This window comes from Pseudoalteromonas sp. APC 3893 (assembly GCF_030408095.1).
GTDB lineage: Bacteria > Pseudomonadota > Gammaproteobacteria > Enterobacterales > Alteromonadaceae > Pseudoalteromonas.
This window is the reverse complement of record NZ_JASDCD010000014.1, coordinates 49,679-76,654: the sequence shown is the minus strand read 5'-3', so window position 1 is coordinate 76,654 and position 26,976 is coordinate 49,679. Positions and strand designations below refer to the sequence as shown.

The 26,976-nt window shown below is 39.5% G+C and carries 23 protein-coding genes and 1 pseudogene; 10 read left to right on the top strand and 14 right to left on the bottom strand.

Going from position 1 to position 26,976, the window contains the following annotated elements:
- Positions 1 to 64 precede the first annotated feature (64 nt).
- The 6 genes and pseudogenes from QMA12_RS15315 to QMA12_RS15290 all read right to left on the bottom strand — a co-directional run bounded on the left by QMA12_RS15315 (position 65) and on the right by QMA12_RS15290 (position 7,891).
- A pseudogene (locus QMA12_RS15315) lies at positions 65 to 961 on the bottom strand (LysR family transcriptional regulator).
- A 184-nt stretch (positions 962 to 1,145) separates the two neighbouring features.
- Positions 1,146 to 3,170 carry a TonB-dependent siderophore receptor gene (locus QMA12_RS15310; protein WP_290210557.1) on the bottom strand — a complete coding sequence of 675 codons (2,025 nt, stop codon included), beginning with the start codon at positions 3,168 to 3,170 and terminating at the stop codon, positions 1,146 to 1,148.
- 244 nt (positions 3,171 to 3,414) lie between these two features.
- Positions 3,415 to 3,645: a hypothetical protein gene (locus QMA12_RS15305; protein WP_087533421.1), complete on the bottom strand. Its 231-nt coding sequence runs from the start codon at positions 3,643 to 3,645 to the stop codon at positions 3,415 to 3,417.
- The gene (locus QMA12_RS15300) at positions 3,642 to 5,252 is read right to left on the bottom strand and encodes a PepSY-associated TM helix domain-containing protein (protein WP_290210517.1); all 1,611 of its coding nucleotides are present in this window, start codon (positions 5,250 to 5,252) and stop codon (positions 3,642 to 3,644) included. Before QMA12_RS15300 ends, QMA12_RS15305 begins: the two co-directional genes overlap by 4 nt.
- Positions 5,249 to 5,536 (bottom strand): hypothetical protein, encoded by a 288-nt coding sequence (locus tag QMA12_RS15295; protein ID WP_087533419.1) that lies wholly within the window; start codon positions 5,534 to 5,536, stop codon positions 5,249 to 5,251. Before QMA12_RS15295 ends, QMA12_RS15300 begins: the two co-directional genes overlap by 4 nt.
- A gap of 54 nt (positions 5,537 to 5,590) precedes the next feature.
- Positions 5,591 to 7,891: a TonB-dependent receptor gene (locus QMA12_RS15290; RefSeq protein ID WP_290210518.1), complete on the bottom strand. Its 2,301-nt coding sequence runs from the start codon at positions 7,889 to 7,891 to the stop codon at positions 5,591 to 5,593.
- Between the two features lie 272 nt (positions 7,892 to 8,163).
- Between QMA12_RS15290 and QMA12_RS15285 the strand changes: the two genes are divergently transcribed.
- The 3 genes from QMA12_RS15285 (at position 8,164) to QMA12_RS15275 (ending at position 11,382) form a co-directional block, all read left to right on the top strand.
- On the top strand, positions 8,164 to 10,185 hold the full coding sequence (locus tag QMA12_RS15285; protein WP_290210519.1) for an ATP-binding protein: 2,022 nt from the start codon (positions 8,164 to 8,166) through the stop codon (positions 10,183 to 10,185).
- Between the two features lie 32 nt (positions 10,186 to 10,217).
- Complete coding sequence (locus tag QMA12_RS15280) at positions 10,218 to 11,087, top strand: sensor domain-containing diguanylate cyclase (protein WP_290210520.1); 870 nt, start codon at positions 10,218 to 10,220, stop codon at positions 11,085 to 11,087.
- Positions 11,088 to 11,253: 166 nt separating this feature from the next.
- The gene (locus QMA12_RS15275; RefSeq protein ID WP_254911224.1) at positions 11,254 to 11,382 is read left to right on the top strand and encodes a hypothetical protein; all 129 of its coding nucleotides are present in this window, start codon (positions 11,254 to 11,256) and stop codon (positions 11,380 to 11,382) included.
- 67 nt (positions 11,383 to 11,449) lie between these two features.
- On the opposite strand, the gene QMA12_RS15270 is transcribed toward QMA12_RS15275, so the two are convergent.
- Positions 11,450 to 12,313, bottom strand: a complete 864-nt coding sequence (locus tag QMA12_RS15270) for a DMT family transporter (protein ID WP_087533452.1) — start codon at positions 12,311 to 12,313, stop codon at positions 11,450 to 11,452.
- A 173-nt stretch (positions 12,314 to 12,486) separates the two neighbouring features.
- A complete protein-coding gene (locus QMA12_RS15265) occupies positions 12,487 to 12,786 on the bottom strand; it encodes a hypothetical protein (RefSeq protein ID WP_290210521.1) in 300 nt (99 codons plus the stop codon).
- Between the two features lie 222 nt (positions 12,787 to 13,008).
- Here QMA12_RS15265 and QMA12_RS15260 point away from each other — a divergent pair, with 222 nt between their 5' ends.
- On the top strand, positions 13,009 to 14,196 hold the full coding sequence (locus QMA12_RS15260) for an iron-containing alcohol dehydrogenase (protein WP_290210522.1): 1,188 nt from the start codon (positions 13,009 to 13,011) through the stop codon (positions 14,194 to 14,196).
- 169 nt (positions 14,197 to 14,365) lie between these two features.
- Here the strand turns inward: QMA12_RS15260 and QMA12_RS15255 are convergent, their stop codons facing one another.
- Entirely contained in the window at positions 14,366 to 15,106 is a 741-nt protein-coding gene (locus tag QMA12_RS15255; RefSeq protein ID WP_087533414.1) for a FadR/GntR family transcriptional regulator, read from the bottom strand.
- Between the two features lie 488 nt (positions 15,107 to 15,594).
- Between QMA12_RS15255 and QMA12_RS15250 the strand changes: the two genes are divergently transcribed.
- The 3 genes from QMA12_RS15250 (at position 15,595) to eda (ending at position 20,762) form a co-directional block, all read left to right on the top strand.
- Entirely contained in the window at positions 15,595 to 17,865 is a 2,271-nt protein-coding gene (locus tag QMA12_RS15250; RefSeq protein ID WP_290210523.1) for a polysaccharide lyase 6 family protein, read from the top strand.
- A gap of 2 nt (positions 17,866 to 17,867) precedes the next feature.
- The gene (locus tag QMA12_RS15245) at positions 17,868 to 20,060 is read left to right on the top strand and encodes an alginate lyase family protein (protein WP_290210524.1); all 2,193 of its coding nucleotides are present in this window, start codon (positions 17,868 to 17,870) and stop codon (positions 20,058 to 20,060) included.
- A 90-nt stretch (positions 20,061 to 20,150) separates the two neighbouring features.
- A complete protein-coding gene (eda, locus tag QMA12_RS15240) occupies positions 20,151 to 20,762 on the top strand; it encodes a bifunctional 4-hydroxy-2-oxoglutarate aldolase/2-dehydro-3-deoxy-phosphogluconate aldolase (protein ID WP_290210525.1) in 612 nt (203 codons plus the stop codon).
- 42 nt (positions 20,763 to 20,804) lie between these two features.
- Here eda and QMA12_RS15235 read toward each other — a convergent pair whose 3' ends face one another.
- The 4 genes from QMA12_RS15235 to QMA12_RS15220 all read right to left on the bottom strand — a co-directional run bounded on the left by QMA12_RS15235 (position 20,805) and on the right by QMA12_RS15220 (position 23,681).
- The gene (locus tag QMA12_RS15235) at positions 20,805 to 21,791 is read right to left on the bottom strand and encodes a Gfo/Idh/MocA family oxidoreductase (protein ID WP_290210526.1); all 987 of its coding nucleotides are present in this window, start codon (positions 21,789 to 21,791) and stop codon (positions 20,805 to 20,807) included.
- A complete protein-coding gene (locus QMA12_RS15230; protein WP_290210527.1) occupies positions 21,788 to 22,588 on the bottom strand; it encodes a class I SAM-dependent methyltransferase in 801 nt (266 codons plus the stop codon). Before QMA12_RS15230 ends, QMA12_RS15235 begins: the two co-directional genes overlap by 4 nt.
- Before the next feature lie 237 nt (positions 22,589 to 22,825).
- Positions 22,826 to 23,197 (bottom strand): hypothetical protein, encoded by a 372-nt coding sequence (locus tag QMA12_RS15225; protein WP_087533408.1) that lies wholly within the window; start codon positions 23,195 to 23,197, stop codon positions 22,826 to 22,828.
- Positions 23,198 to 23,261: 64 nt separating this feature from the next.
- A complete protein-coding gene (locus QMA12_RS15220) occupies positions 23,262 to 23,681 on the bottom strand; it encodes a DUF3429 domain-containing protein (protein WP_087533407.1) in 420 nt (139 codons plus the stop codon).
- 260 nt (positions 23,682 to 23,941) lie between these two features.
- Between QMA12_RS15220 and ahpC the strand changes: the two genes are divergently transcribed.
- From ahpC to QMA12_RS15205, 3 genes are all read left to right on the top strand, one after another.
- Positions 23,942 to 24,511, top strand: a complete 570-nt coding sequence (ahpC, locus tag QMA12_RS15215) for an alkyl hydroperoxide reductase subunit C (RefSeq protein WP_087533406.1) — start codon at positions 23,942 to 23,944, stop codon at positions 24,509 to 24,511.
- Positions 24,512 to 24,640: 129 nt separating this feature from the next.
- A complete protein-coding gene (gene ahpF, locus QMA12_RS15210) occupies positions 24,641 to 26,215 on the top strand; it encodes an alkyl hydroperoxide reductase subunit F (RefSeq protein ID WP_087533405.1) in 1,575 nt (524 codons plus the stop codon).
- A gap of 145 nt (positions 26,216 to 26,360) precedes the next feature.
- Complete coding sequence (locus QMA12_RS15205; RefSeq protein WP_087533404.1) at positions 26,361 to 26,765, top strand: GFA family protein; 405 nt, start codon at positions 26,361 to 26,363, stop codon at positions 26,763 to 26,765.
- 7 nt (positions 26,766 to 26,772) lie between these two features.
- Here QMA12_RS15205 and QMA12_RS15200 read toward each other — a convergent pair whose 3' ends face one another.
- Positions 26,773 to 26,970: a hypothetical protein gene (locus QMA12_RS15200; RefSeq protein ID WP_140394335.1), complete on the bottom strand. Its 198-nt coding sequence runs from the start codon at positions 26,968 to 26,970 to the stop codon at positions 26,773 to 26,775.
- Positions 26,971 to 26,976 lie beyond the last annotated feature (6 nt).

Below are 26,976 nucleotides of genomic sequence, written 5' to 3'. Positions count from 1 at the left end.
TAGAATAATATTGCGTAAGTATATACTTAAGCAGACCTAAGATACACACCGCTTGCTGTGTCAGTTATAAGGCCGCAGAAATTTCATCAAAATGCTGTTTTAAAATATCAATCGCGATAGTTGTCTTAGCGGCTAAGATATCCCGCTTTGGTGTCATTGCGAGTACGTCGTATTTGGGCAACTGCCATTGTGGGCTCACTTCAATTAATTCACCATTGTCTAATAAAGTTTTCACTTCCGGTTTGGGCAAAATAGCGTAGCCTACACCATCACACACTAGCTGAATGATACTGTGCATGTTATTCACTTTAATACGGGGTTTGGGTAACTGAACGGTTTGTTAATCTTGCTTGTGGCTAAGTGGAAACTCTGCTGAACTATGGGCAATACGGGTGTAATTAGTTAGCTGCCAGGGCGCAAGTAAAGAATTAGTGGCTAATTCGTGGTTTTTAGATACACATAACGTGAGTGGCCAACTAGCAAGAAGCCGAGCGACAAGGTTTGTTTCATCTAACGGGCCAATGGCAATGGCTAAATCAGCCCCTGACTTTATCATATCTACAGCTTCATCTGATAAACTCAGTTGCACATCGAAATCTGGATATTGATCCGTTAATTGTTTTAATGGCTTACTTAAAATCCCACCACCGAAACCTACCGGAGCAACAAGCTTTAATTGGCCACTTGGCCTATTTTGTAATAGCTGTAGTTTTTCACTCGTTTGTTGTGCTGCACTGAGGATGGCTAAACAGCTTTGATAATGGAGTTCACCAGCTTCTGTTAGAGTTAAATCACGAGGACTACGGTTAAATAAGCTTAAATTTATTTCACGCTCAATTTGTTTAATTTGTTGACTGACTGCTGACGTGGTCATAGCAAGTTCTTGAGCTGCTTTACTCATACTGCCAGTTTCAACAATTCTGACAAAGATACTCAATGAGCGAAATAGTTTAGGATTCATCTAGCGTCGTCTTATTAAGTGTTAAAAAGTTACAAGTAAGGGGGAGGGTATATAGCATCAAACAGTTATAGTAATTATTACATTAAATAACGGCATGTCACACAGATAATGAAGAAAAAGAGATATTAGCCTAATGAGGCCTCATGGTGAGGCCTCATGGTGAGGCCTCAAAAGTTTTCAGAAGTTAAAACTGATATGTAAGTGATAAACTTGCGTTAGCAGGTGCACCATAAAAGCCAACAGTTTGTAGGCTGTTTATGTACTTTTCATCAGTGATATTATTCACATTTGCTTGCACGGCTAGTTGTTCCGTAATGCCCCAACGAGCAAACGCGTTAAGTAACAAATAGCTGCTTTGTTTTACGTTGTAATCCGTACTTTCGATTTTTGACTGCCAGCGGCCACCAAAACCTACGTTTAAGTTATTTAATAGAGCATAATTTACAGAAAAGCCAAATACATCACGTGGTGCCCATTTGTTGGTGTCGTTACCATCTTTATCAGTAACATCAAGTTTAGTATAGGAAGCAACAATGTTTAATTGGTCTGTAATATTACCAACGGCTTCAAACTCATAACCTTTAGATTCAACTGACACACCTTCGTAATAATAGATACCAGCTGATGTGGTCCCGGCATATTGGGCAAAGTTTTCTTGCTCAGCTGTAAATATCGCAAACGACGTCATGAGTGAATTATCAAGCCACTGCACTTTTACACCGGTCTCAAAGTTTTTACCCTTTGTTGGGTCCAAGTATTGGCCATCAAAATCAGTTTGCTCTTGTGGTTGATAAATATCAGAGTAACTAGCGTATAAGTTAATGTCATCATGTACTTTATACGTTAAACCAACATATGGGCTAGTTTCGCTTTCTTCGTTTAAAATATCTGCGCCGGCATTATTTCCTGAACGTTTAAATTTGATGGAGTTAAAACCTGCAACAGCAAATAATGAATCAGTTAAGTTAATTTTTGCAGAGCCAAAGTAACGAGTTAATTTTTGATCAATATCTGAGTACTCTGCTTTTGGCAACCAGTCAGGTTCAGGGATGGCATCTAGCTCATATGGAAATGCAGGAGTCGGGCCATACGCTTGAGTATTAGCAAAATCAAAACCATATTGATACATTAGATCATTACTTTTAGCTACGCTTACACCAAAATTTGCTTCATGCTCGCGGTCGAATAATTCAAATGCACCAAATGCTTTGATTTCATATATATCAGAGTCAACTTCACTGTCGTATCTACCAGGCCAACCAGATAAACCTAAGTTTGTGTCTTTATCAATTGCGCCACTGGCGTAAAAGAGTTTGTCTTGCTCTTCAAAAGAGCGATAGTTATAGCTTGCTTGAACCTGCCATGAGTTAGCAAAAATATAATTGTACTCAATAAATGCTGAGCTATTAACAGTATCCCACATCGTCCAGTCTTGAGTTGTGGTGTCACTTACATCCCACTCTGCCTGCGTTCCATCAGTGTAATTATAAACTAGGCCGCCCCAAGTATTGCCATCGGTGTCGGCATCCTGGTATGAGTAACCGAGTGTTATCGTTGCGTTATCTGTTAATTGCCCGTCAACAATGGCAGAGAAAAACTCACGACTATTTTCAAGTCCATCTAAATAAGACGCTTTATCTTCAGCGGCAGCGACAAATCTCGCAGCCCAACTGCCAGACTCTGTCAATAATACAGAGTAATCTGCTTGGACACGTTTAAAGTCCCATGAGCCGATTGCAACGCCTACTTCACCACCATTTTCATTTTTTGGTCTTTTACGAACATAATTAAGTGTTGCAGATGCATTACCAACACCGGTTAATAAACCGTTTGCACCACGGATGACTTCAATGTTTTCGTAACCATATGCTTCCATTGCACCCGTTACTATGCCCCAATCATTAGGTAAGCCTACGCCATCAACTTGTGTACTTTTAATTTCGAAACCACGAGCTGTATAGTTGGTACGATTTGTTTCCCACTCTTCAACATTTATACCTGGTGCGAGTCGTAAGGCATCATTGATGCTAAAAGCAGCGTAATCTTTTAATTGTTCAGCTGAAATAATACTGATCGATTGTGGCGTTTCATCAATCTCAAGCGCTAAACCCGTCGCACCTTCAGAAATTCGATTTTGGCGCACACCGACAATTTCTAGTGTTTCAATGCTTGTGTCCTCGGCTGTTGGCTCTTCCTGTGCAATACTCATATGTGGGGCTAGCGCATAAATAACTGCTGCAGCAACGGGAAAGTGGCTAAATTTCATTCGGTTCTCCAAGTAATAGAGTAGATTGTATATTGTTGTGATTTTTGCATAATTAAACTGCCGACACATTAACACAATTGATATGAGTTATCATTACGATTATTGGTTTTTGTGAGATACATTTTCTAAATTACGGGGGAAATGAAGGCCCTCATACAACAATTTGAAGGCCTTAGTAGGTAAAATACTAGTTGTTTTTAGGTTTACCCAATATAAAGGCTGTAAGCAAACCAAAAAGTAGCCCTGAGGTAATTGTAACAAAAACGCCTGCAATATTGCCGTAAATGGTGATAAAGCAAATCAGCGCAAGCACAAATGTAGCTAGACTTAGCAGACGTTGAGCTTTAGTTGCATTTCTAAGCAATAAGCTAGTTGCAACTAATAGTAGACAGCCAAGAGTTAAGTAAAAATATGTCATACAGTTACTCCCTGTGCGTTAGCGTATTCGGTTAATTTAAATTGCTTAGCGTTAATGCGTTGAGCAGCAAATATAATCAAGACGCCGATGGTTAAAAAACTGATATCGACCACTGTTACTAAAAGGTTATTGAGTATAAAAGCATGACTTGATGAGAATATAAGGTTAAGAGGTAATACCGCTATGCAGGCGATACCAGTTAAGGTCATTGTGACGTTTAAATAGCGATGATAATTAAATGGCAAAATAGCCAGTAAACTCCAAGCAAGCCAAGAATAGAAGAATAATGGGCCAAAGTAATCGTTATGCATTTGCACTGGTACAAAGTTGTTAAGTAGTACTTGTGCTGGAAATAAAAGAGCAGTTGCTAAAACAAGGCCGCCGCAGCTGCCAATAATAACTCTATTCCAGCGTTGATAAGCAACCTGAGTTAATGTTGGATTGCTGCCCCGGCTGCGTTTGGCAAGCCACATCATCATGCCTGAAAGCGGTAATAATGCCGTTGTTAAGCCTAATAAAGCCCAAATCAGTTTGACAAAGATGCCTGCAAAGTTACCAAAATGCAGTGGGAAAAGCAGCTCTAACACTTTAATTGCAGGGCCTGGGATATCACCAAAGCTACTCATTGACTTACTAAATTCGCCATTGCCATGGTATTGCAGCAATTGAGATGCAACAGCTTCACCACCAATCAAACGTAGGTACACTTCAGCACTGGCGTCGTTATGCGCCATTATGGTTAAGTCGATGACTTTTGCTTTTGGAAAACGGCTTTGCGCATCAGTTAGAATTGTGGTGATATCGGTCGCCTGATATTGATTGGTTACGATAGGTTCGGGCATTGCGGTAAACTTTTCTACCAATTTATCTTGATCGCCACCAAAGCTGACAAAAGCTGCTGCGGGAAGTAAAATGATGGTTGCTAAACCTAAAAATGCACCGGTAAAGCCAATAACACCATGAAATAAACTGCCCCAAATCCCCATGATTTTATGGGCGTCATTAACGACTACATCAAGCTCTTTTTTACGTCTAAAGGTAAAGAGTTCTTTAATCAATTGGCGATGAATAAATAACCCTGTGATTGTCGATACCAGTAAGGTTAAACCTAAAAAGCCAGTAAGTATTAATCCAATAGGGCGGCCTAAATGTAAGTCAGCATGAAAATGACCAATAAAAGAAGGAGCATCGGTTTTACGGTGCTCGTAAAAATAGCCCGCTGCACCATAGTACTCGTTTACTAATTCAAAGTTACGCGGATCGAATTGATAGGCGTATGCTGCTTCTTCATCGTAGTTTTCATCACCGTCATGAGATTCAAATAAAATAGTCAGAAGGTGAGTATTATGGCCGGTGGGTAAATAAACGTGAATGTTCTCGCCAAACTCTTGAGGGACTTGTTGATGATAGCGATTAATTAACTCAGTGACCTTTTCACTGGGTACGGAGTTTAATTGATGTAATTCAGGGTTGGCCCAAATTTTTAGCTCCGGGCGGCTAAGTACAGCCAGGGCGCCTGTAAAGCACACCACAAAAAGTAAAATACCGGTAACTATTCCTACCCAACTATGCAGTAAAAATAATTTTTTTAATGAGATTGATTTCATCCTTGTGCCCCTGATAACGCCATGAAGCTTAATCCAGCATGGCTTAAAATTATTAACAGCATCACCACACATGGCTGCCATGCTTTTTCAGCCATATAGGCATAGATAAATAATCCAGCCCAAATAAAAGGGAATAACATGATGGGTATTAGTATTTGTTCTTCCATGGCAAACGGTAAGTAAGTTGTCATGCCAGGGATCATGACAACAGCTGTAACTAATGCCAATAAACAAGCCATTAAATGGCGCCGTTTAGTGGCTGTGAAAGTATTTTTTTTATTCATTATAACTTGCCCCAATAGGTGACAGCCTCATGGCTATCACCTAATTAATTGCTTTTAGAAATTAACCTCAAAACGTACGCTTGCTGTACGTGGAGAGCTAAGTGTTTGATTACCAAAACCAGCCGGTGCAAGCGCGATATATTCCTCATCAAGTAGATTATCTATCAAGGCATAAACCCCGTAGTTGCTCCACTGATAACCAACACGCGAGTTAACTAACCAATATGCATCATTACGGGGTTCAAGAGCAGTTGCTAAGCGTTGTGAACTACCTGTATAGCTAGCATTAATATTAGCGATGAAACCATCAGCATTAGCGTAATCTAAGCCAATCAAAGCGGTCCACTCTGGGGCGCCTTCAAATGAGTAGCCACTGTAATCCTGTTCTTCACCATTAAAGCTTGCACTAAATTCATCAAACTTAGTTTTAGAATAACCAATACCACCATATAAATTAGTTGAAGGGGTTAGCTCGTAGCTAATTTCAGTTTCAAAACCTTGAACGTGTGACTCACCAACATTGCGGGTTTCACGGTCATATTGATTCCCTGATAAGTAGACGGATACCTGTTGATCAGTCCAATCAAGATAGAACATGTTGGCATTGATAACGAGTTTTTGGTCTAGCCAAACAGAGCGAAAAGCGAGTTCGTAATTCCAAGTGTATTCAGGGTCGAAAGTAAAAGGTGTCGCTTGTGCTATGTTGGTACCAACTCCCCCTGAACGATAGCCTTTTTGAATGGTGAAGCTCGTTGATACGTCCTGGTTGAAGCGATAGGTTGTGCCAACTTTAGGTAACCATGCATCAAATTTTGCATCTTCAACAGGTTCGTCACCTGATGCACCATCCGCCATAGCGTATAATTGCATGTTAATCCCAGCAATTAGTTGTGCAAGCATAGGATCAGCAGCAAAGCTTTCAGGCTGTGGTAGGGCGTTTTGTGTCTGCTCCGTGATGTAAATATCGGCATTAGTACCGTTCGCTTGCTCTTCTTTATCGTAGCGCAGGCCTGCAAAAATATCCCAAGCGTCGTTTATTTCATAGGTAAAATCTGCAAACAAGGCTTTAGTCTTTACCTTTTGCGTAAAATCAGAGCTTTGCCCAATATAAACAGGATCTGCGCCAGTGTAGAACTGTAAAACTTGATCCGCTAAAGCGCCAGATAAGCCTAAACCACCGTATTGCGCAGGTGCCGTTAATAATGAACGTACACCCAGTTGTTCAAATGTGATCCCGCGCTCACCGCCGCTGCTATCAAATACATCTAAATCTGAATAATAAACGCCAATAAGGCCTGAGAGTTTTTCGCCCTCATAGGTAAAACGCACCTCTTGGGTAGTGGTTTTATCAGTACGCGTATCTGTCAGAATAGATTTAGGTTCTTGCATGCTTGCATCGCCATCCCACTCATAGCCATATACAGCGTCTGAATAAGTTGAGATTGAAGAGAATGACCACTCATCAGAGATATCATAATCAAGGTTTAGTATGTATAAATCAGCCTCTGTGGATTCAAAGGTAGGGGAATCTAAATAGACAAAACGATCATCATAAATATTATTGATTGGGTAATTTTCATGGCCGCTTTGTTCCATTACCCAATCAACGCCTTTTTCGTTTTCACTGTGCATAAAGCTTAGTTGGGCTTCAAATTCTGGTAGAGCTGAAGGGGTATAGCGTAATTTTGCGCGATAAAATTCATTGTTATCAAAGTCAGACTCTTCACCGCTAGCCACATTTGTGTTGTAGCCGTCAAAGTCACGTTGCTCAGCACTTACCCGAAATGCGAGTTCGTCTTCAATTAACCCACCGCCAAATGCTACGGCCGCTTCTTTTGTGCCGTATTCACCCATGCCAACACGGCCTTTAAAATTATATTCTTGTACAGCATCACGGGTTTTCATTACCACAGCACCGGCAAGTGAGTTACGCCCTTGTAAAGTCGATTGTGGACCACGTAGTATTTCGACTTGGCTTATATCCCATGTTGAAAAAGCCCCTTGTTGCATAATACGATACGGCACTGGCGCACCATCTACATAAACACTAGCAAGCCCACCCGTTCCACCATCAGTTACACCAAATGCATCAATACCGCGAATATTAAAACCTGAACCATCAGTACCTGATGCATTTGGTGTGCGTGCTAGTACGTCGTAAAAGTCATTCAGGTTTTCTCGCTCAATCGTTTGGCTTGTAATAACCGCCACACTAGCGGGGGTTTCTTGTAATGTTCGGTCTATCTTTTGGCCTTTAACCATGATTTTTTCGATGGCTGAATCATCAGCAACAGCTAAATTGGCGAGAGAAGAGGCAATAGTCAGTGCAATAGTTGATTTGGTGAGCATACGCATTAGCGGCTGTAGTCCTTTTGGTAACTGTAAATGATAATAGTTGTTATTATATATTGATGTATTTTTATTAACAATCGTTAATAGAGTAATTGCTAAATAAATTATTTAACGGGTAAATTACAATGCACTGTTTTAATTTATTCTAACTACAAAGATAAAGACGGAATAAATTGCTTTATTAAATTGGCTACATTATTGTTTAGGTAGGATAAAAATATTACCTTTATCAGCTAAATATTGAGCTTATAATTTGAGCATTAAGGAACTACAATTTGAATTTTCTGAGAAGCTTTCATGACATCGTTTCAGATCAAACACAAAATTTTGATGGCAAAGTTGATAGGCTTCTTAAATTTGGACTTGATGTTTTTGACTTAGAGATTGCGATTGTAAGTAAGGTTATTGACGGTAGCTACCTTGTTAAGCACGTTATTACACCTGATGATTCATTACCTGTAGGTACTACCTTCGATTTAGAGGGCACTTATTGTATCCATACATTAGCAGCAGGTAGTGCTGTTGCTTTTAATCAAGCCTCAACTAGTAGTGTGGCGAGTCACCCTTGTTACTTAAATTTTAAATTAGAGTCTTATATTGGCGCTCCAATTAAAGTTGGTGAAGAAATATATGGAACTGTTAATTTCTCTGCAGCCAAAGCCTCGTCTCCATTTTCAAGTCAAGCTTACGACTATGTCGAACTTTTTGCACAATGGTTAGGTGTAGAAGAAGCCCGCAAGCGAGCTACAGAGCAATTAATAAAAAATAACAGTACTTTATTAAAACTAGAAAATGTAGCAAAAATTGGCACATGGGAAGTGGATTTACTGTTAGATAAAGTAACATGGAGCGAACAAACTCGGCGTATTTATCAAGTATCTTCGTCATATCAACCAGATTTAGAATCTGCGATTGAATTTTTTAGAGCAGGAAAAAGTCGTGACAGTATTACTAATGCTGTTCAGACCGCCATTGAGAGTGGGAACAAATGGGACCTAGAATTACAATTAATTACTGCAAATAATCAAAATATATGGGTTTCAACGTTTGGGGAAGCAGAATTCGTTGACGATAAATGTGTACGTTTATTTGGCACATTGCAAGATATTACCGAATCTGTTGAACTACGCGAAGAGCTAAAAAATAAAAAAGCGCTTGCAGAACGAATGCTTGAAGACAGAAGTATGTTACTTGCAAAAATTAGCCATGAGTTACGCACGCCGCTTAACGGCATTACAGGTATGTTAACCACATTACTGGATGAACAAAATGAAGAGCGCCGAGTTGAAAAATTAAAAGTCGCTTTAAGAAGTGCAGATATATTACTTAGCATTATTAACGAAGTGCTGGATTTCTCAAAAATCAATCATGGTGAGCTCAAACTAGAGCCCAATCACTTCTTGCTAAAAACAATCTTTGTGGATTTAGCGTCACTGTACTTACCCCTATTTAAAGACAAAAACGTTTATTTTCAATCATCTATAAATATTGACGATCACTGTTGGGCTTATTGTGATAATGCGCGATTGAGCCAAATTTTGTCTAATCTATTAAGTAATGCGCTTAAATTCACAGAGCGTGGTGGAGTACAATTCACTGTGAACTCTAGCGTCCAAGCGTCGAAAATAATGTTGGATATAGTGGTTTCGGATAGTGGCCGTGGCATGACTGAAGATTTTTTAGAGTCATTATTCTCACCTTTTACACAAGAAGTTGATGCAACGAAAAGCGTTGGTGGAACGGGGTTGGGGTTGGCAATAGTAAAAGAACTGGTCGATTATATGCATGGCACCATTGCTGTAGAGAGCACCTTAAATAAAGGGACTACTTTTAATATTCAACTACCTTTAGAAATAGGGACTGTTCAGGTTGAGTATTTTGAGCGAAATAAACTTGCTGTTAGTATTGATGACTTATCCGTGTTAGTGGTGGATGATAATCAAATTAATCGGTTAGTACTTGAGGCATCACTTGATAAACTCAATATAAAAGCAGATTTTGCTGTTGATGGCCAAGATGCCATCTTTAAATGTGAGCAAAAGAAATATAATCTCATCTTTATGGATTGTGTTATGCCTCAGCTGAATGGTTTAGAAGCGACTAAGATCCTACGAGATACAAAGTTAAGTCCAATTGGTGACACTTTAATAGTTGCATTAACTGCCAATACTTCAGCCACTGATAAAGTCGCATGTAAAGAAGCTGGCATGGATATGTTTATTTCAAAGCCGTTTAAACTACACTCTATTGAAGAAGCTGTAATTCGTGTTTCTGAACAGTTAGCAAGTAAAAGCTAACATACAAGTATTCCCCCTTAAAAGCAGGCTTTATGATTAAAAATGATTTAGTGAGTCTGACTGATGTTCTCGAACTGATGCTCGATGCTGTTTGTATTGTTGATAAGCAAGGACATTTTCTGTTTGTAAGCGCGGCATTTGAAACGATATTTGGTTATCCTGTGGCAGACGTTATTGGTCGATCCATGATTGATTTTGTGTACCATGAAGACAAAGATATCACCCTTGAGACTGTCGAGGTATTATTATCAGGTACTGCAAAACCACGTTTTGAGAATCGTTGGGTGCGAAAAGATGGTGGCATTGTACATATTCTATGGTCCGTATGTTGGTCAGAACAACATCAGGTACGAATAGCGGTTGCGCATGATATTACTGAGCGCAAAGAGATGGAAAAACAGCTGCATTATTTAGTTGGCCATGATCCACTCACTGAATTACCTAACCGAGTGTTGTTGTTAGACCGTTTACGCACTAGCTTATTTAAAGCTGAACGTGATCTCGCTTCGTTAGCAGTATTATTTATTGATATTGATGGCTTTAAAGATGTTAATGATAATTTTGGTCATATTATAGGCGATCAGTTGCTTGCAGCAATTGCACAACGTTTATTATTGACCGTTCGTAAGTCAGATACTGTCGGTCGACTCGGTGGTGATGAGTTTTTGGTTTTAATATATGGAATAAAACATCATAAAAAATGTCAGCAGTTAGCAGAAAAAATTCGCCTAGCCTGTAGTCAGCCCTTTGTGATTGCAGGTCATACTTTAAATATTTCAAGCAGTATAGGCATGGCAATTTATCCAGATAAACGCTGTAACGACCAGCAATTAATTCAATATGCAGATAATGCCATGTATAAAGCTAAAAAAGCGGGTGGCAACCAAGTAATAACCGCATAATTTGATGTTACTAAATAATTGATTTGGTCAATTTTAATGAGTAAATTGACCTAGCAACTACTGAAAACATTTTAATTTTTACTTCAACGACTTCCTTTGGTTTCGTATTAGCTGTACCGATCATTAACTTCGCGTACATTTACTTACTACATTACAAAAGTGAAATATGAACCGTATTCACTTAATGGTAGAGAAACTGACTTCTAGTGGTAATACCGTTCATGATGAGGTAGATGATATTGCCAAATTAAATAACCAGTTAACCGATATCGTAGGTAAGTTTAAGTTAAATTAGTTGGAATCTAAATTTAACAGCGATAGCTCCCCTAAGGGGAGCTAACCCCAATCATGGCTATGAGTTGTTAAGTGGTTTGTTTTGCCGCAGATGCAGAGCTACCAACTGATGCGATTATGACCAATGCAATTGCTAACCATTGCCAAAAGCTCAACAGCTCGCCCAAAATCATAAAACCAGCCATTGCTGCAATAGCTGGCTCTAAGCTCATCATTATACTAAAGCCTTGCGCAGGCATATTTCTTAGGGCCACCATCTCCAGAGTATATGGCAGAGCACTGGACATAACCGCCACTAAAAAACCTAATGGGATAACCTCCCAGCTCAATAAGGCCATACCTTGGTGCATGGCGCCATAGGGAACTAACACGATAGCAGCGACACTCATTCCCAGTGCGACAGTCATTCCACCAGAGCTCTGATTACCAGTTTTTTTACCAAATAAAATATAGCCAGCCCAACATGCACCCGCACCTAGTGCGAGTAACACCCCGATAATATCTAAGCTTTCTTCTCCCTGCATATCAGGTAGTAATAACACAATACCGGTGCTCGCACAGGCAACCCAGAATAGATCTCGTTTACGTCTTGACGATAATAATGCAACCGCAAGAGGCCCGGTAAATTCTAATGCAACCGCAATTCCCAATGGAATACGTTCAATCGCGTAATAAAATAAAATATTCATGCCGCCTAAGCTTAATCCATATATAAGCACAGGCATACGTTGTCCTAACGGTGGAAATGCTTTCCACGGCTGAAATACCAAACACAATATTGCAGCTGAAAAGCCGAGCCTTAAGGCGGTGGTACCCTCAGGGCCAATTAATGGGAAGAGCTGTTTAGCAACAGAGGCACCTGATTGTATGGTGACCATAGCCATGAGTACGCAGACTAGTGCAATAAAAAAAGGCGGAATAACACGAGACATAGTTTTAAAAAGAATGAAAAAGATGACGATGGGCAGAGTGTACAGGCTAAAGTAAAAATTTAATATATTTGCGATAAGTGACACTGTAAAATGTTGTATCTAAAAGGCTCTGTTTTTAAACTGAGGCCACCTCACCGTGATGTTTTCATTTTGAGGTGGCCCTAGCTTTAAGACTAATTGATTAATTCTAACTTTTTCGTATCAACAATTACTTTATTTTTAGCTGGCTTATACTTCAAATATTTAGCCATTTTAGCAAATACAAATGCAAATAGTGTTGCGGTAATATCGACCATATAGCCTTCGTAGTATGGTAGTAGCGCAACGTTATTCATACCTTGAATAATGCTTGAGATAGGTAAACATGCTGTGAGCAAGGCCAAAGCTGTAAGAATGCTATAACTCGCTTTACTTGTGCCTTGTTTAAAGGTGTAAGCAAGAGCGATAAAAAATACCAAATAATAGCAAAACATATCAAAATCTAACCCACTACAATGGCATATTCATAATATTGGTAATAGCGTTATTAATTATTGGTTGACAATATTTAACTTAATTATTAATCTGTGTCTTACATCTTGGTTTACCAGTTGTCGTTAGCTGGTTTGTGACTGTTGCTCATTTTATAAATATAAAAAGTAGGTACCAATGCTGAATCATTGCCTGTTGCAGCTAAAATTATCGAGAAAATTCAAATGAATCCATTTGAGTGGCACTTTCCTACCAAGCTAGTATATGGCCCCGGTCGTGTGAGTGAGGTAGGCCAGCGATCAGCGCAATATGGTCATAAAGCAATGATTGTTACTTACCTTCGTGGTAATGGCCTTGATAGCACGCTTGTTACAATAGAAAAGTCACTAAAGGATGCAGGGGTTGAATCTATTATATTCGCTCATATTGAGTCTAACCCTCGTTCTAAAACCATTGATAAAGCCACTTCATTATTTGTCAGTAACCATTGCGATCTCGTTATCGCGTTGGGTGGTGGCAGTGTGATTGATGCTGCTAAATATATAGCTGCTACGGCTTTTTCAGGAGGAAAATGCTGGGACTATGTACTGAGTGCTAATAATACCTCGCAGCAGTACGGTGGTGCATATCCACTCATCGCGATACCCAGTATTGCAGCCGTTGGTTCAGAGGTTAATTGCAATAGCGTTGTGGTTAATTCTCACTCACAAGAAAAAGGGGTGACGTGCTCAGATGTGTTTTTCCCAAAAGTGGCAATTATTGACCCTGCTATTCAGGCTTCAGTACCACTGCGTTTAACTCAAGACAGCTGTATAAGTATATTTTCGAGTTTATTAGAGCATTACTTAGCAAGCTCCAATGAATCTGAACTTGCTGACAGGTTCACTGAAAGCATGATCTTGTGTTTGAAAGATAGCACCGAAAAAATTATATATGACATTGATAATAATGAAGTACGTGGCCAATTGGCGTTATGCTCCATTTTTGCATGGTCTGGCGTGCAAGCTTTAGGCAGGTTAAGTAAAGTGCCATTGCAGTACCTTGAAATGCCGCTAAGCGCACGTTATGACCTGCCTTATGGTAGAGGTATGGTGGTGATCATCGTAGCTTATTTAGCGTTTTTTGCAGATGTTTTACCTGAGCGCTGGGCTAAATTAGCCAGACGTTGCTTTGGCGTAACAGAGCAAGATGACATTAAAGCCGCAGCCATGTTATCCGGTGAAGTTGCAAAGTGGTTTAAAAGTACACACTCTTATTTAACGCTAGGGGATGTGGGTATTCCAGATGAAAAATTTGAATTGATGGCTGAGGATGTCATGCGTTTACATGCAAACTCTGATGAGCGTGCTGAATTAGGTGCTCGCAGCATTACAAAACAAGATGTTATTGATATTTATCATTTATGTAAGTAGTTAACAAAATTCTTGCACATACTATAGTTTGTTTTAAGGGTTCCTCTCACATTAAACCCTTTTACAATACTGATAGTACGAGGAAACCAAACCCCCGCTAGGGGGTTTTTTCTATTTGGGGTTTAGAGTGCAGGAGTTAGGCTAGCTTTGCGAGAGAGTATTAACACGCTTACAGACTTGTTTTAACTAGACCATCTAGCGAGTAAAGGCCTCGTTTCTCACTGTTCTTACGTTTTATCTCTTCTAGTGCACGCGCTTCAACTGCGTCAAATAGTGCATTGATCAAACGGTTGAAGTGCTGGTGCATAGCTGAACGTGCAGCATTGGCATCATGATTAAGTAGCGCTTGGTATATAGCCGTATGTTCATCCATAACGCATGCATCATTATTACTGCACACACTTTTATAATCGGCGACAATTTGCGGGTTCGTTAAGCGTAATTCCCATAAATTTGCTACAGCGTATTCAAGTGCTTTATTACGCGTGGCACGCGATATAATTTCATGAAACTCTTGATCTGCTTTTTCAACGTAACGGCCTTCAGCCATATCTTCTAGCGTTTTTTTGAGTTGCTGTAGCTCTTCCTCAGTGATGCTTTGCGCTGCCAACGCCGCAATTTCACCTTCAATTAAGGCGCGTGCTTGAGTCAACTCAAAAGCGCTAATATCTTGTGATTTAAACGCAGGTTCTGGCGTATCAACAACGTAAACACCAGAACCGGTTTTAACTTCAACTTTACCACGCACCTCAAGGGCTATAATGGCTTCTCTAATAGTCGGACGGCTCACATCAAACATTTCTGCAAGTTCACGTTCCGGTGGTAAGCGGCTGCCAGCAGAGAATTCCCCTACATTGATCAAAGATTCAACTTTATCGACAATGCGCCAAAACAAGCGACGATTTCCCATATTTTACCTTTATTGCTCTAATTTTTAGTAGACCAAGCGTCAATACTCTAGATTACAGTAAATTCAGCCATTATGTCAAAATCCACGAGGATGTTATTACCAAAAATAGTACTTCTTTTTGGTAATTTCAAACTGTATTACCAATTTATTTTAAAATAAAGTAATTGGTAATCTTGATTGGTCAGTTTTCGTGTGTTAGTTTTGTGTTACTTCTTGTTATGATTATATGCATGAAGGTTTGCTAAATCATAGGATGTCGGCGAGGAATAATTCACTAGTTGCAAACAGTTGTGAATAAAAACTAAAACCATTTCGAGGACAGCATGAAAAAACACACAATTATATCAGCGTGCAAACGCTCGCTAAGAATTCATTTCAATTCAACGCATAGTGCTTATCACCACAGATCTTAAGCAAGAATATTTTTGAATCGTAAGCTTAAGGTTAACCGAGCTTGCGCTAAACCACACACACTAATAAGGATTTGTATGTCTATTTCTCCTAAACGCAATAGTGCTACGCGTAAATTTTTTATTACATCATTGGCATTAGCCAGTGCATTATCTAGTCATATATTGCTTGCTAAAACGTATCTTGTAAGTGACGCCGATGAATACAGTAAAGTAGCAAAAAGTTTAGCTGCCGGTGACGTTGTTCAATTAAAAGATGGCACATGGAATGATTTTGAAATTCTATTCAGTGGCCAAGGCAGTAAAAATAAACCAATTACTTTAGAGGCTCAAACAAGTGGTAAGGTGATTTTATCTGGTTTATCTAATTTACGTTTAGCGGGAGAACACTTAGTTGTTAAAGGGTTGGTTTTTAAAGATGGTTATACACCGACTGGCGCCGTTATATCATTTAGAAGAAACAAAAAAGAATATGCCAACAACTCACGTGTGACCGAAGTAGTAATAGATAACTATAGCAACCCTGACAAACAAGAATCAGATTATTGGGTTGCACTTTATGGAAAGAATAATCGGTTTGATCATAGTTATTTAGCCGGTAAACGTAATAAAGGCGTTACCATGGCTGTGCGCTTAGATTCAGAGCAAAGCCAACAAAACAATCATAGCATCGATCATAACTATTTTGGTCCACGCCCAGTGTTTGGCTCTAATGGTGGTGAAACATTACGTATTGGTACTAGCCATTACTCTTTAACAGATTCATTGACTGTTGTTGAAAATAATTATTTTGAGCGTTGTGATGGTGAAGTCGAAATAATTTCTGTGAAATCGGGTAAAAATAAGCTCAGAAACAACACTTTTTTTGAATCAAGAGGGACATTAACGCTACGCCATGGTAATGGCAATATTGTTGAAAATAATGTTTTCTTTGGTAACGGTGTTGATCACACTGGCGGTATTCGCGTAATTAATAAAGACCAAATTGTTCGCAATAACTATTTAGAAGGGTTAACAGGTTATCGTTTTGGTAGTGGTTTAACTGTGATGAATGGCGTTCCTAATTCAACTATTAACCGTTATCACCAAGTCGATAATGCAACAATAGAAAATAATACACTCGTCAATGTTAGTCATGTGCAATTAGCAGCAGGAAGTGATCAAGAGCGTTCAGCTGTACCCGTTAATAGTGTAATGCGTGATAACCTTATTTATAACGATAAGGCGACAGATGTGTTCACCGCGTTTGATGATATCAGCGGAATAAAGTTTAGTAATAACCTACTTAACAAGTCAGTAGAACCATTAACTGACTCTGGCTTCATTACAAAAAAAGTCACCATGCAACGGGCTAACAATGGCTTAATGTATCCACAGAGTTCAGCAAAAAAATATGGTATATCAGCTGACTTAGAACCAACGGTTAAGTCACAAACTGGCCCTAGTTGGTACGAGAAAAAGCCAACATTTACTGAGTTTGATAGCGGTGAAAGTAAATTAGTTAATAGTGCTGAAGGGGCATTGTTTTCAGCAATCAGCGACGCTAAAGATGGCGATATTTTAGTCTTGCAGCCAGGTAAATATAACCTGATGAAAATCGCAAATATTGATAAAACTTTAACCCTACGTGCGCAAAAAATGGGAAGTGTAGAGCTGTCATTTTCTCGTTCAACATTATTTGAAATTAATAATGGCGGTAGCTTAAAACTAGTGGGTATCACTATTTCAGGTAAAAATAGTCCCGATTCTACAGGTAATACCGCTATTCGTACTGCTAAGTGGGGAATGTATGTTAATTATCGCCTTATGTTAGACACGGTTAAGGTGACTGATTTAGATATTAACCATTCTTTTCACTTCTTTGATTCAGGTAAAGGCGCACTTGCAGAAAGCGTATCAATTAATAACAGTCAATTTAGTAATATAACCGGTGATATTTTACGGTTAGACAAAGAGTACGAAGACTTAGGTATATACAATGCTGAATATGTAACAGTTAAAAACAGCCAGTTCGCAGATGTAAAAGGAGCCGTTGCAAAAGTGTATCGCGGTGGCACAGACGAAAGTACATTTGGTCCACACGTTACTTTGACTAATAATAAATTTAACAATGTTGGCAAAGGCAAACGTAATAAACAAAATGCCTTAGCGTGGTTGCATGGAGTACAAGTAACCGATATTGAAGGCAATGAGTTTAAAGATACCGCGGGTATATTAGTTGAGCATACTGTAGGCGAGCCAAAAACAAACATTGAAAATAATGTTTATGATAATTCACAGCAGCCTAAAATTATTGAGCTGTTTGCTAAGCAGCTTGATGCTATCCAAACATATGTTGTGAAGAGGTAATTATGCAGTATATTCAATATTCTAAGCTTTCATTAAAGTCTTTATTACTTTCATCTAGCCTTTTGGCCTCTAGTGTGAGTTTGGCAAATGAGCATCCAAATTTGGTGTTAACACAGGCAGACGTTACTGATATGCGCCAAGCTGTGGATCAAACAGGTTCATTTTCAAAACGATTTAACACGGTTAAAAGTCAGCTTGATGCACAATTAAATTTGCCAATTACAGTTCCGTTACCAAAGGATGCTGGAGGCGGCTATACCCATGAGCGCCATAAAGAAAATTACAAATTAATGTACCAAGCAGGTGTGTTATATCAGTTATCCGGTGAACCAAAGTATGCGCAATATGTGCGTGATATGTTGCTGGAGTACGTTAACCTATACCCAAAAATTGGTTTACACCCCAAACGTAAAAACCAAAACCCAGGTAAGTTATTTTGGCAGATCTTAAATGAAGCTGTATGGTTAGTTCATACAATTCAAGCGTATGATGCAGTTGCAAGTGCATTGTCTGAAGATGAGCAACAACGCATTGAAAATGGTATTTTAAAGCCTGTTGCAGCCTTTTTATCAACAGAATCGCCAGGCACGTTCGATAAAGTGCATAACCACGGCACTTGGGCAACCGCAGCTGTTGGTATGACCGGTTATGTGATTGACGATCAAAAGCTTGTAGAGCAAGCGCTTTATGGGTTAGACAAATCAGGAAAAGCAGGCTTCTTACGCCAAGTTGATGAGTTGTTTTCACCGCAGGGTTATTACACAGAAGGCCCGTATTACCAACGTTACGCACTATTGCCTTTCATTACATTTGCTAAAGCGATTGCTAATAATGAGCCAAAACGTGATATTTTTGGTTATCGTGATGGCGTAATTTTAAAAGCAATTAAAGCAACCATTGATTTGAGCTATAACGGCCTATTTTTTGGTATTAATGATGCGATTAAAGATAAAGGTATCGACACTGTTGAGCTCGTTCAAGGTGTGACAATTGCTTATGGTTTAACTGGAGACCCGCAATTACTCGATATCGCAAAGCGTCAAGAGCAAATCATTTTAACCGGTGATGGTTTAAAAGTTGCCAATGCACTTGACGCACATAAAGAGCAGTCTTATCAATTTACTTCACAAGAGTTTGGTGATGGTAGTAGTGGTAAGGACGGCGCACTTGTTGTATTACGTGCAGGCGAAGAAAATGATCAAACAGTTGTTTTTAAGGCCACATCCCAAGGCATGGGGCACGGTCACTTTGATAAGCTAAATTGGATTTTTTACGATCATGGTAACGAAATTGTGACCGATTACGGTGCTGCGCGTTTTTTAAATGTTGAAGCTAAATTTGGCGGCCGTTACTTACCTGAGAATAACTCATTTGCAAAGCAAACCATTGCGCATAACACTGTCATTGTCGATGAAACTAGCCACTTTAACGGTGATGTCACTACAGCTGAAAAATATGCGCCTACTGTTCACTATTTTGTTGATGATAAAAATTTAAAACTCACCTCTGCCAGTATCGATACTGCCTACGATGGCGTAAACCTCAGTCGTACTATGGCACTATTAACTGTGGAGGAAAACACCCCAAGTGTTGTCATTGATATATTTGATGTGCAAAGCGATAAACCTCATCAATACGATTTGCCGTTGCAGTACAATGGTCATTTTATTGATAGTAACTTTGCCATTAAAAATAATAGTGAAGTACGACGCCCGCTTGGCAAACAAGATGGTTATGAGCATTTATGGTTAACCGCGTCTGCAAAACCTGAGTCTGATAATACAAAAATTACCTGGCTTAACAGTAATGGCCGTTTTTACACTCAGACCAGTGTTGCCGATGATAATACACACATTCTATTTACTCAAACCGGCGCAAACGATCCTAATTTTAATCTGCGTAATCAAAGTGCATTTATTCAACGGGTAGAAAACACTAATAAACACCAGTTTATAAGTGTGATAGAGCCGCATGGTGAGTACAACCCTAGCAAAGAGTACACATTGCAAGGGACTAGCCGGGTTAGTCAGATCTCAAGTGAAAAACTCGCAAATGTACAAGTCGTTGAAATTAAATTTATAAATGGCAAAACGGCGCTACTGGCGATTAACCAAAATAAAGAACTTTCTAAGCAATCATTTAGCTATAAAGGGAAAAAACACACCTTTGGTGGGCGCTATTTGTTAGTGCAATAATAGGGTGTGCTTAAGAACATTAAAGGCCTTACAACTAAGAGTAAGGCCTTATAACCACAATAAATCGTTTTAACGACTAAAGGAAACAGAATGTTATTTTCAGAATATATGGCGGGTCAAAAATTATTACCGATCATCCAAACCGATTGCCCAGAAACGGGTGTTGCTATTACTAAAGCAATGCATGAAGGTGGTGTTAATTTAGTTGAAGTGGTGCTGCGCCACGATACGTCGTTAAGTGTTCTAAGTGCAATTAAAGAAGCATTCCCAGATCTTAAAGTCGGTGCTGGTACTGTGATTGATAGCACTATTTTAGCGGATGCCTTAAAAGCGGGCGCTGATTATATTGTAACACCCGCAGTGACTCCTAAACTGTTAGAGGCATTGGTTGATTGTGGTGTTCCGGTCTTGCCTGGTGTGTCTAGCACCTCAGATATAACATTGGCACGTGAGGCAGGCTTTAAAGAAATGAAGCTATTCCCTGCTAATCTTGCAGGTGGTATTAACTTTTTAAACACAGTAAAAAGTGTATACAGAGATTGTCAGTTTTGCCCAACTGGCGGTATTAATGAGAAAAACGTCGGTGACTTTTTAGCATTGACTAATGTATTTGCAGCCGGTGGCACGTGGGTGTCTGCTCAGCAATGGATTGATGATAAAAACTGGCAAGCAATTACTGAAGCTTGCCAGCAGGTTGTATAACAGCGTTTCCCTGAGGCGTTAATTCTGTTGTCGGTTAACGCCTTATTTATCAGCTGGGTAGACCACCCCTAATTGCTGCCGTGCTTTATCAAGCACTGCCATAACATCTATGGCGAGTTGATGAGTATTGACCGTTGATTCACAACTATTGCTATTAGCGGTTGCTATAAAGTGGGCCATTTCATGGCGCATAAAGTGTTCATCAAATGGCAATGATAGCTCTTCAACCGTGCCATCATTAGCAATAAATTGCACCCGCTTTAATAGCGAGACAGCTTCTATTCTAATTCGACCTTTTTCACCTTGTATCTCTGTGAAATTATCACCTTGTGATATTTTTGAATAACTGATTACAGCTTGTTTGTCACTGTAATTAAGCAATACATCTCCGGCGCCATCGACTCCGGTATTGAGTAACACACCGCTAGCTTGCACCGAATTAGGTGTACCCCACAATGCAATTAATAGATATAAAGGATAAATACCTAAATCGACCAAAGCACCGTTAGCAAACTCGGGTAAAAACGTGTTTGGGCGTTCACCATTTTTATATTTATCGTAGCGAGAAGAGTATTGACTATATTGGCCTATGTATTTACGAGGTGTGCCGATTTTTTTTAGCGCTTGCCTTAGTACTTCAAAGTTTGGCAAGTGAGTGGTCATCATGGCTTCCATGTATAAGCGTTGATGTTGTTTTGCTGTTGTAAGTATCTGAGCTAACTCATCACTGTTCGCAGCCGAAGGCTTTTCACCAAGTACATGTTTATTCGCTTTTAAACACGCAACCGCGTAGGATTTATGTAAGCTATTTGGCGCAGCAATATAAACAGCATCAACATTATCATCGGCGCAAACCTGAGCTATGTTAGTAAACACTTTGCCCTGCTGCTCGTTATGTTTAGCTAAAAAGGCGTTACCACTTGATTTTGCGCGTGAGCATACGCCGTAAAGAGTAAACTCACTCACTGTTTGTGCGGCTGCGAGTAACGTATCGCTGATAAAATTAGTGCCAACAATTACAAAATTCATCTATTTTTCTCAGTATTATAGTTTTTTAACCATTGCTGCCAATCATTTTCAAGTGATTGCATTTGCAGATGCTTTTTTCCGTTGAAGTGTTTTTTTTTGTCTTCTTCAAAACAAAAGGGACCCGCGCGACATAGCGTACAATGATTATCGGTTAAATAGTTAGGGTAAGTCAGTTTCGACCTCAGTTCTTTATTTTCGCTCGGGCTGAATACATAAGTAATACCGCTGGTGTCTTTAACGTGTTTATCTCTGTCAACATTACGCACTTTATAGCCAGGGAATAGCCTTATATCAAACGGCATTTGGCCGAGGTAGTGCGCGTTTAAACCTTGCGCTAAACTGCCTTCAATATTCCAATGTAGGTATGGTTTAACATCTTTAGAGGTAATATAACAAAGCTGGGGGCCAGCTTTATCAAGTGCATAATCACACGCATTTTTAATATATTGATGAAGTAATGCACGGTTCAATGTATTTGAACTCGCTTGTTGCTTAAAAGTCTGTTCGTTTTGAAATGCAGGTATAAGCGGAAATTGAAAAATAACCACGTCAAATTTTTGCCCATCGAGTTGTTGCCAAGCTGATGGTTTTGTCACGTCGAATTCAGTCAGTATATTAATGCCTGCGTCGCTTAGGGTAGTTAATGCATTATCAGTATACTTAGTCGTGACCGTTGTTCTGCTGTCATAGGTTGAGGCCACTAGGCTATTTGGTTGTAAGGCTGTACGAACAGCATTAGAAAAAGACAAATCGCCATCACCAACCGTGAGGATCCGCCAACTAGGGTTTAAATACATTTATTCAATCAATTGCTAAAACTTAGTTTAAGCAGTATACCAAATATATTAGTCGAGGGCTGCGTTGCAGCATGATTTGCTGTTTTATCTACATACCTTTACCCGACCGAATTTGAGTAGCCAGTAATATAAAAAACACAATTGCCCATTAACATCTAACCTATTATATGGGTGCTTGATTTAAGCTATAGTAAAAGTGGTTAATGCCAAAAGGGATAGCAAAAAGTAACTACAGCGTTAACTTTTTACCTGCTTTTCAGTTTCTGAGGCTGCCACAGTACAGAGCGCAAGTCGTGTTTTGAGCCCCTCAATTGCGATTTGTTTTAGGAGCAAATTAAAGGTTAACAGCACAGCAAAAACAAGATGTATAGGGCCATGGGTAAAACCTTCGCTTGGATCAAAGATCATTAATCCAAACAATAAAAACAGGACCACTAAAAAGATTTCAATGAGTTGGTTTGAATAAAATGACAAACGGCCTTCGCCTTTACGGTCTTTTTTTATGTGAATAGCACAGAAAAAAGGCAGAACTTTTATTTTAAATAAACCATTTTTTTCAACATAGTTTTCACCAAGTTGCTCTAGTTTTAGGCGTAGTTGATCTATCATGCTGGCTCCTTGAATTGGGAGGCGCAATAGTACAGGATCCGTGGGGTTTGCACCACCTAGTCATTTACTTAGGGTATAAACTAATACCGATCACCAATATATGGCAAACAAAAACCACAGAGCTTAAAACAAAGCGCATTTTTTGGTAATCAACATGATAGCTTTGCCATTGTGGTGAGGCTTTTTCAAATAACAGCACGAGCCAAAAGCTTGTCGCTAACCAAGCTAACATCCATTCAGTGGGTAAAAACGATAAAAAAGGAATCGGTATTACTGGTGCAACGGCTTTAACTGCATTGCCATAGCTTTGCTCTCCAGCATGCCATAAGTTACCTGCCATAAAAGCAAGTATGCCAATGCTATAAAAAGTAAAAAATTCTAAATTTACACTATTACTGCCAAACATAAGCGGCCAAGCCACACAGCCTAAAAATGGGAGTAATCCCAAATAGCCCAATTGGATGTGGTTGATAAACTTTTCCATAACAGTTATGCCTTGTTTGTATGTGTATTAAGCATGAGTATTGTAACAGTTTTCTTTACAGTGAGGTAAGTAACCTAGCCTAAGTTAATAACGAATTGAACGTTATAATAGTTTCATCTTAAAAATCGATTGTTTTAATCTAAACAATCAATTTTATTTATTTTGTCGAAGGCCTTATTGTATTAATCAAGCCAACGCAGAATGCCTATATCATTAGGTTGCGTTGAGTAACTTTAATCTTAAAACAAATGAGGAATACTATGAGCACTTCATTAATTAACACAAAAATTCAACCTTTCAACGCAACTGCATACCACAACGGTGACTTTGTAGAAGTATCTGAAAAAGATGTACTTGGTAAGTGGTCAATCTTCTTCTTTTACCCAGCAGATTTCACATTTGTATGTCCTACAGAGTTAGGCGACCTTGCAGATCACTACGCACAGCTTCAAGAAATGGGCGTAGAAGTTTACTCAGTATCAACAGATACACACTTCACTCATAAAGCATGGCACGATACCTCAGACACAATTGGTAAAATTACTTACCCTATGATTGGAGATCCTACTGGCCGTATTACTCGCAGCTTTGGTGTAATGATTGAAGAAGAAGGCCTTGCACTTCGTGGTACTTTTGTAATGAACCCAGAAGGCGAAATTAAAGTAATCGAAACTCATGATTTAGGTATTGGTCGTAGCGCTAAAGAGTTAGTACGTAAAGTACAAGCTGCACAATACATTGCCACTCACGACGGTGAAGTTTGTCCAGCATCTTGGCAGCCAGGTGAAGATACACTAGCTCCTTCACTAGACCTAGTTGGTAAAATCTAATTTGCCAAGCGTAGCTTAGCTACATTAAGCGCTACTTTCAGTGGCGCTAAAATTCCCACTACACAACGTTTAAGCACATTAGCATGTAATGTGTAGTGGGTTCCTTTTGCTGAAAACAAGGGCAGAGCCATGTTAGACAACAACATTAAAAACCAATTAAAAAGCCATTTTGAATCGCTTACTCAACCTGTTGAGCTGCTTATCGCCTTGGATGACAGCAAAAAATCAGCAGAAGTCGAAAGCTTAGCAAATGATTTAGCATCATTAAGCGATAAATTTACTGTATCAAACAACCCAGATGCTAATGCACGTCGCCCATCTATGGTTGTTCATTCAGCGATTAAAAATACCCACATTACGTTTGCTGGCGTACCGATGGGACACGAATTTACAAGTTTAGTGTTAGCGCTTTTACATACTGGCGGACATGCAAGTAAAGCGAAAAGCGAAGATATTGAACAGATTCAATCTTTAGATCAAGAACTAAACTTTGAAGTATACATTAGCTTGAGCTGCCAAACGTGCCCGCAAGTAGTGCAGGCGCTAAATACAATGGCCGCGACTAATAGCAAAATTAAAGCAACAATGATTGACGGCGCACTATTTCAAGAGGAAGTAGAAGAGCGCAATATTTTAGCAGTACCGGCTGTCTATTTAAATGGCGAACCATTTAGCCAAGGTGCATTAAGCCTAACTGATATATTAAACAAAGTAGATAGTAAAGGTGCTGCACGACAAGCCGCGGCACTTAGCGAAAAAGATGAGTTTGATGTATTGGTTATAGGGGGTGGCCCAGCAGGGGCATCCGCCGCTATTTACTCAGCACGTAAAGGTTTAAATACCGGTATTGTTGCGGATAGATTTGGTGGGCAAGTGGCTGATACGTTAGCTATTGAAAACTTTATCTCAATAAAGGCCACGCAAGGGCCAAAGCTTGTTGCACAGCTTGAAGAGCATGTTAAAGAATACGATGTTGATGTTATGCATAACCAACGTGCCGCAGGGCTTGAACGCATCAATAATCAGTACGAAATCAGCCTAGAAAACGGTGCTATTTTAAAAGCTAAATCATTAGTACTTGCAACAGGTGCTCGCTGGCGTGAAATGAATGTGCCTGGGGAGCAAGAATACCGTGGCCATGGTGTTGCGTATTGCCCACACTGTGATGGTCCATTATTTAAGGGTAAACCTGTGGCGGTTATTGGTGGTGGTAACTCCGGAATAGAAGCTGCAATTGATTTAGCAAACATTGTTGAACATGTAACGGTACTTGAATTTGCAGATACATTACGCGCCGATGAAGTCTTGATCCGTAAAGCAAATAGCTTGAGCAATATCACGATTATTAAAAACGCACAAACCACAGAAGTGTTAGGTGATGGTAAAAAAGTCACCGGTTTAAGCTATACCGACCGACTATCAGGTGAAAGTAAAAACCTGAGCCTAGCCGGTATTTTTGTCCAAATTGGCTTAATTCCAAATACTGAATGGTTGAAAGATTCAGAGCTAGAACTTAGTCAATTTGGTGAGATTTTAGTGGACGCTAAAGGTGCAACATCGTTACCTGGTGTATATGGTGCAGGTGATGCGACAAATACACCATTTAAGCAAATCATTATAGCAATGGGCAGCGGTGCCACCGCAAGTCTAGGTGCATTTGATTACTTAATACGCCACAGTGAACAAACTACCGACGCTGCTTAACTATGGTTTAGTTAAAAACCTCTTGATTTAACAGCCATACACCCATGACTGTTATTCTCCAAAGTCGCCCTCTCCAAAGGCGGCTTTTTTTAGTTTTTGAAATACATATCTGTGGTATATTTTATAAAAATAATTGGAGATATGTATGTACCAAGGAAGTTGTTTATGTAAAAAAGTCGCGATTCAAATTGATGGTCTAATCGACAGTATTATCCATTGTCATTGTTCGCTATGCCGTAAGTCCAGTGGTACAGCATTTGCCACCAATGGGTTTGTTAACCGCGTTGATTTTAAAGTCATAAAGGGTCTGGATAGTTTAACGGCGTTTGAATTTAAACCGGGGCGTATTCGTCATTTTTGTACAGCTTGCGGCAGTCCAGTTTACAGTGAGAATCTTGATGACCGAGCTCGCTTGAGGTTACGTTTAGGTATTTTAGACAGTGATATTAATGAGCGCCCACTCAGTCACAACTTTTGCAGCTCTAAAGCAAACTGGGAAGACTTTGATGTAAAGTTACCGCATTATAATGGCTTTGAGCCGAGTAGGTAATAATCGCTTACTGATACTTAGCAGCACCTGCTAAATCCCGCTTGAATTCCCCACTGAATAGTGCTCGTTGGGCGTGAGTAGCAAGCTCTAACTGGCTTGGTGAGGCGGGAGCAGTCAATATAGGCAACATATACATACCACCAGCAAAACCAATAATAAATACAACCACATACGACAGTAAACGTATTAAGCCATTTATCATCATTTCGAC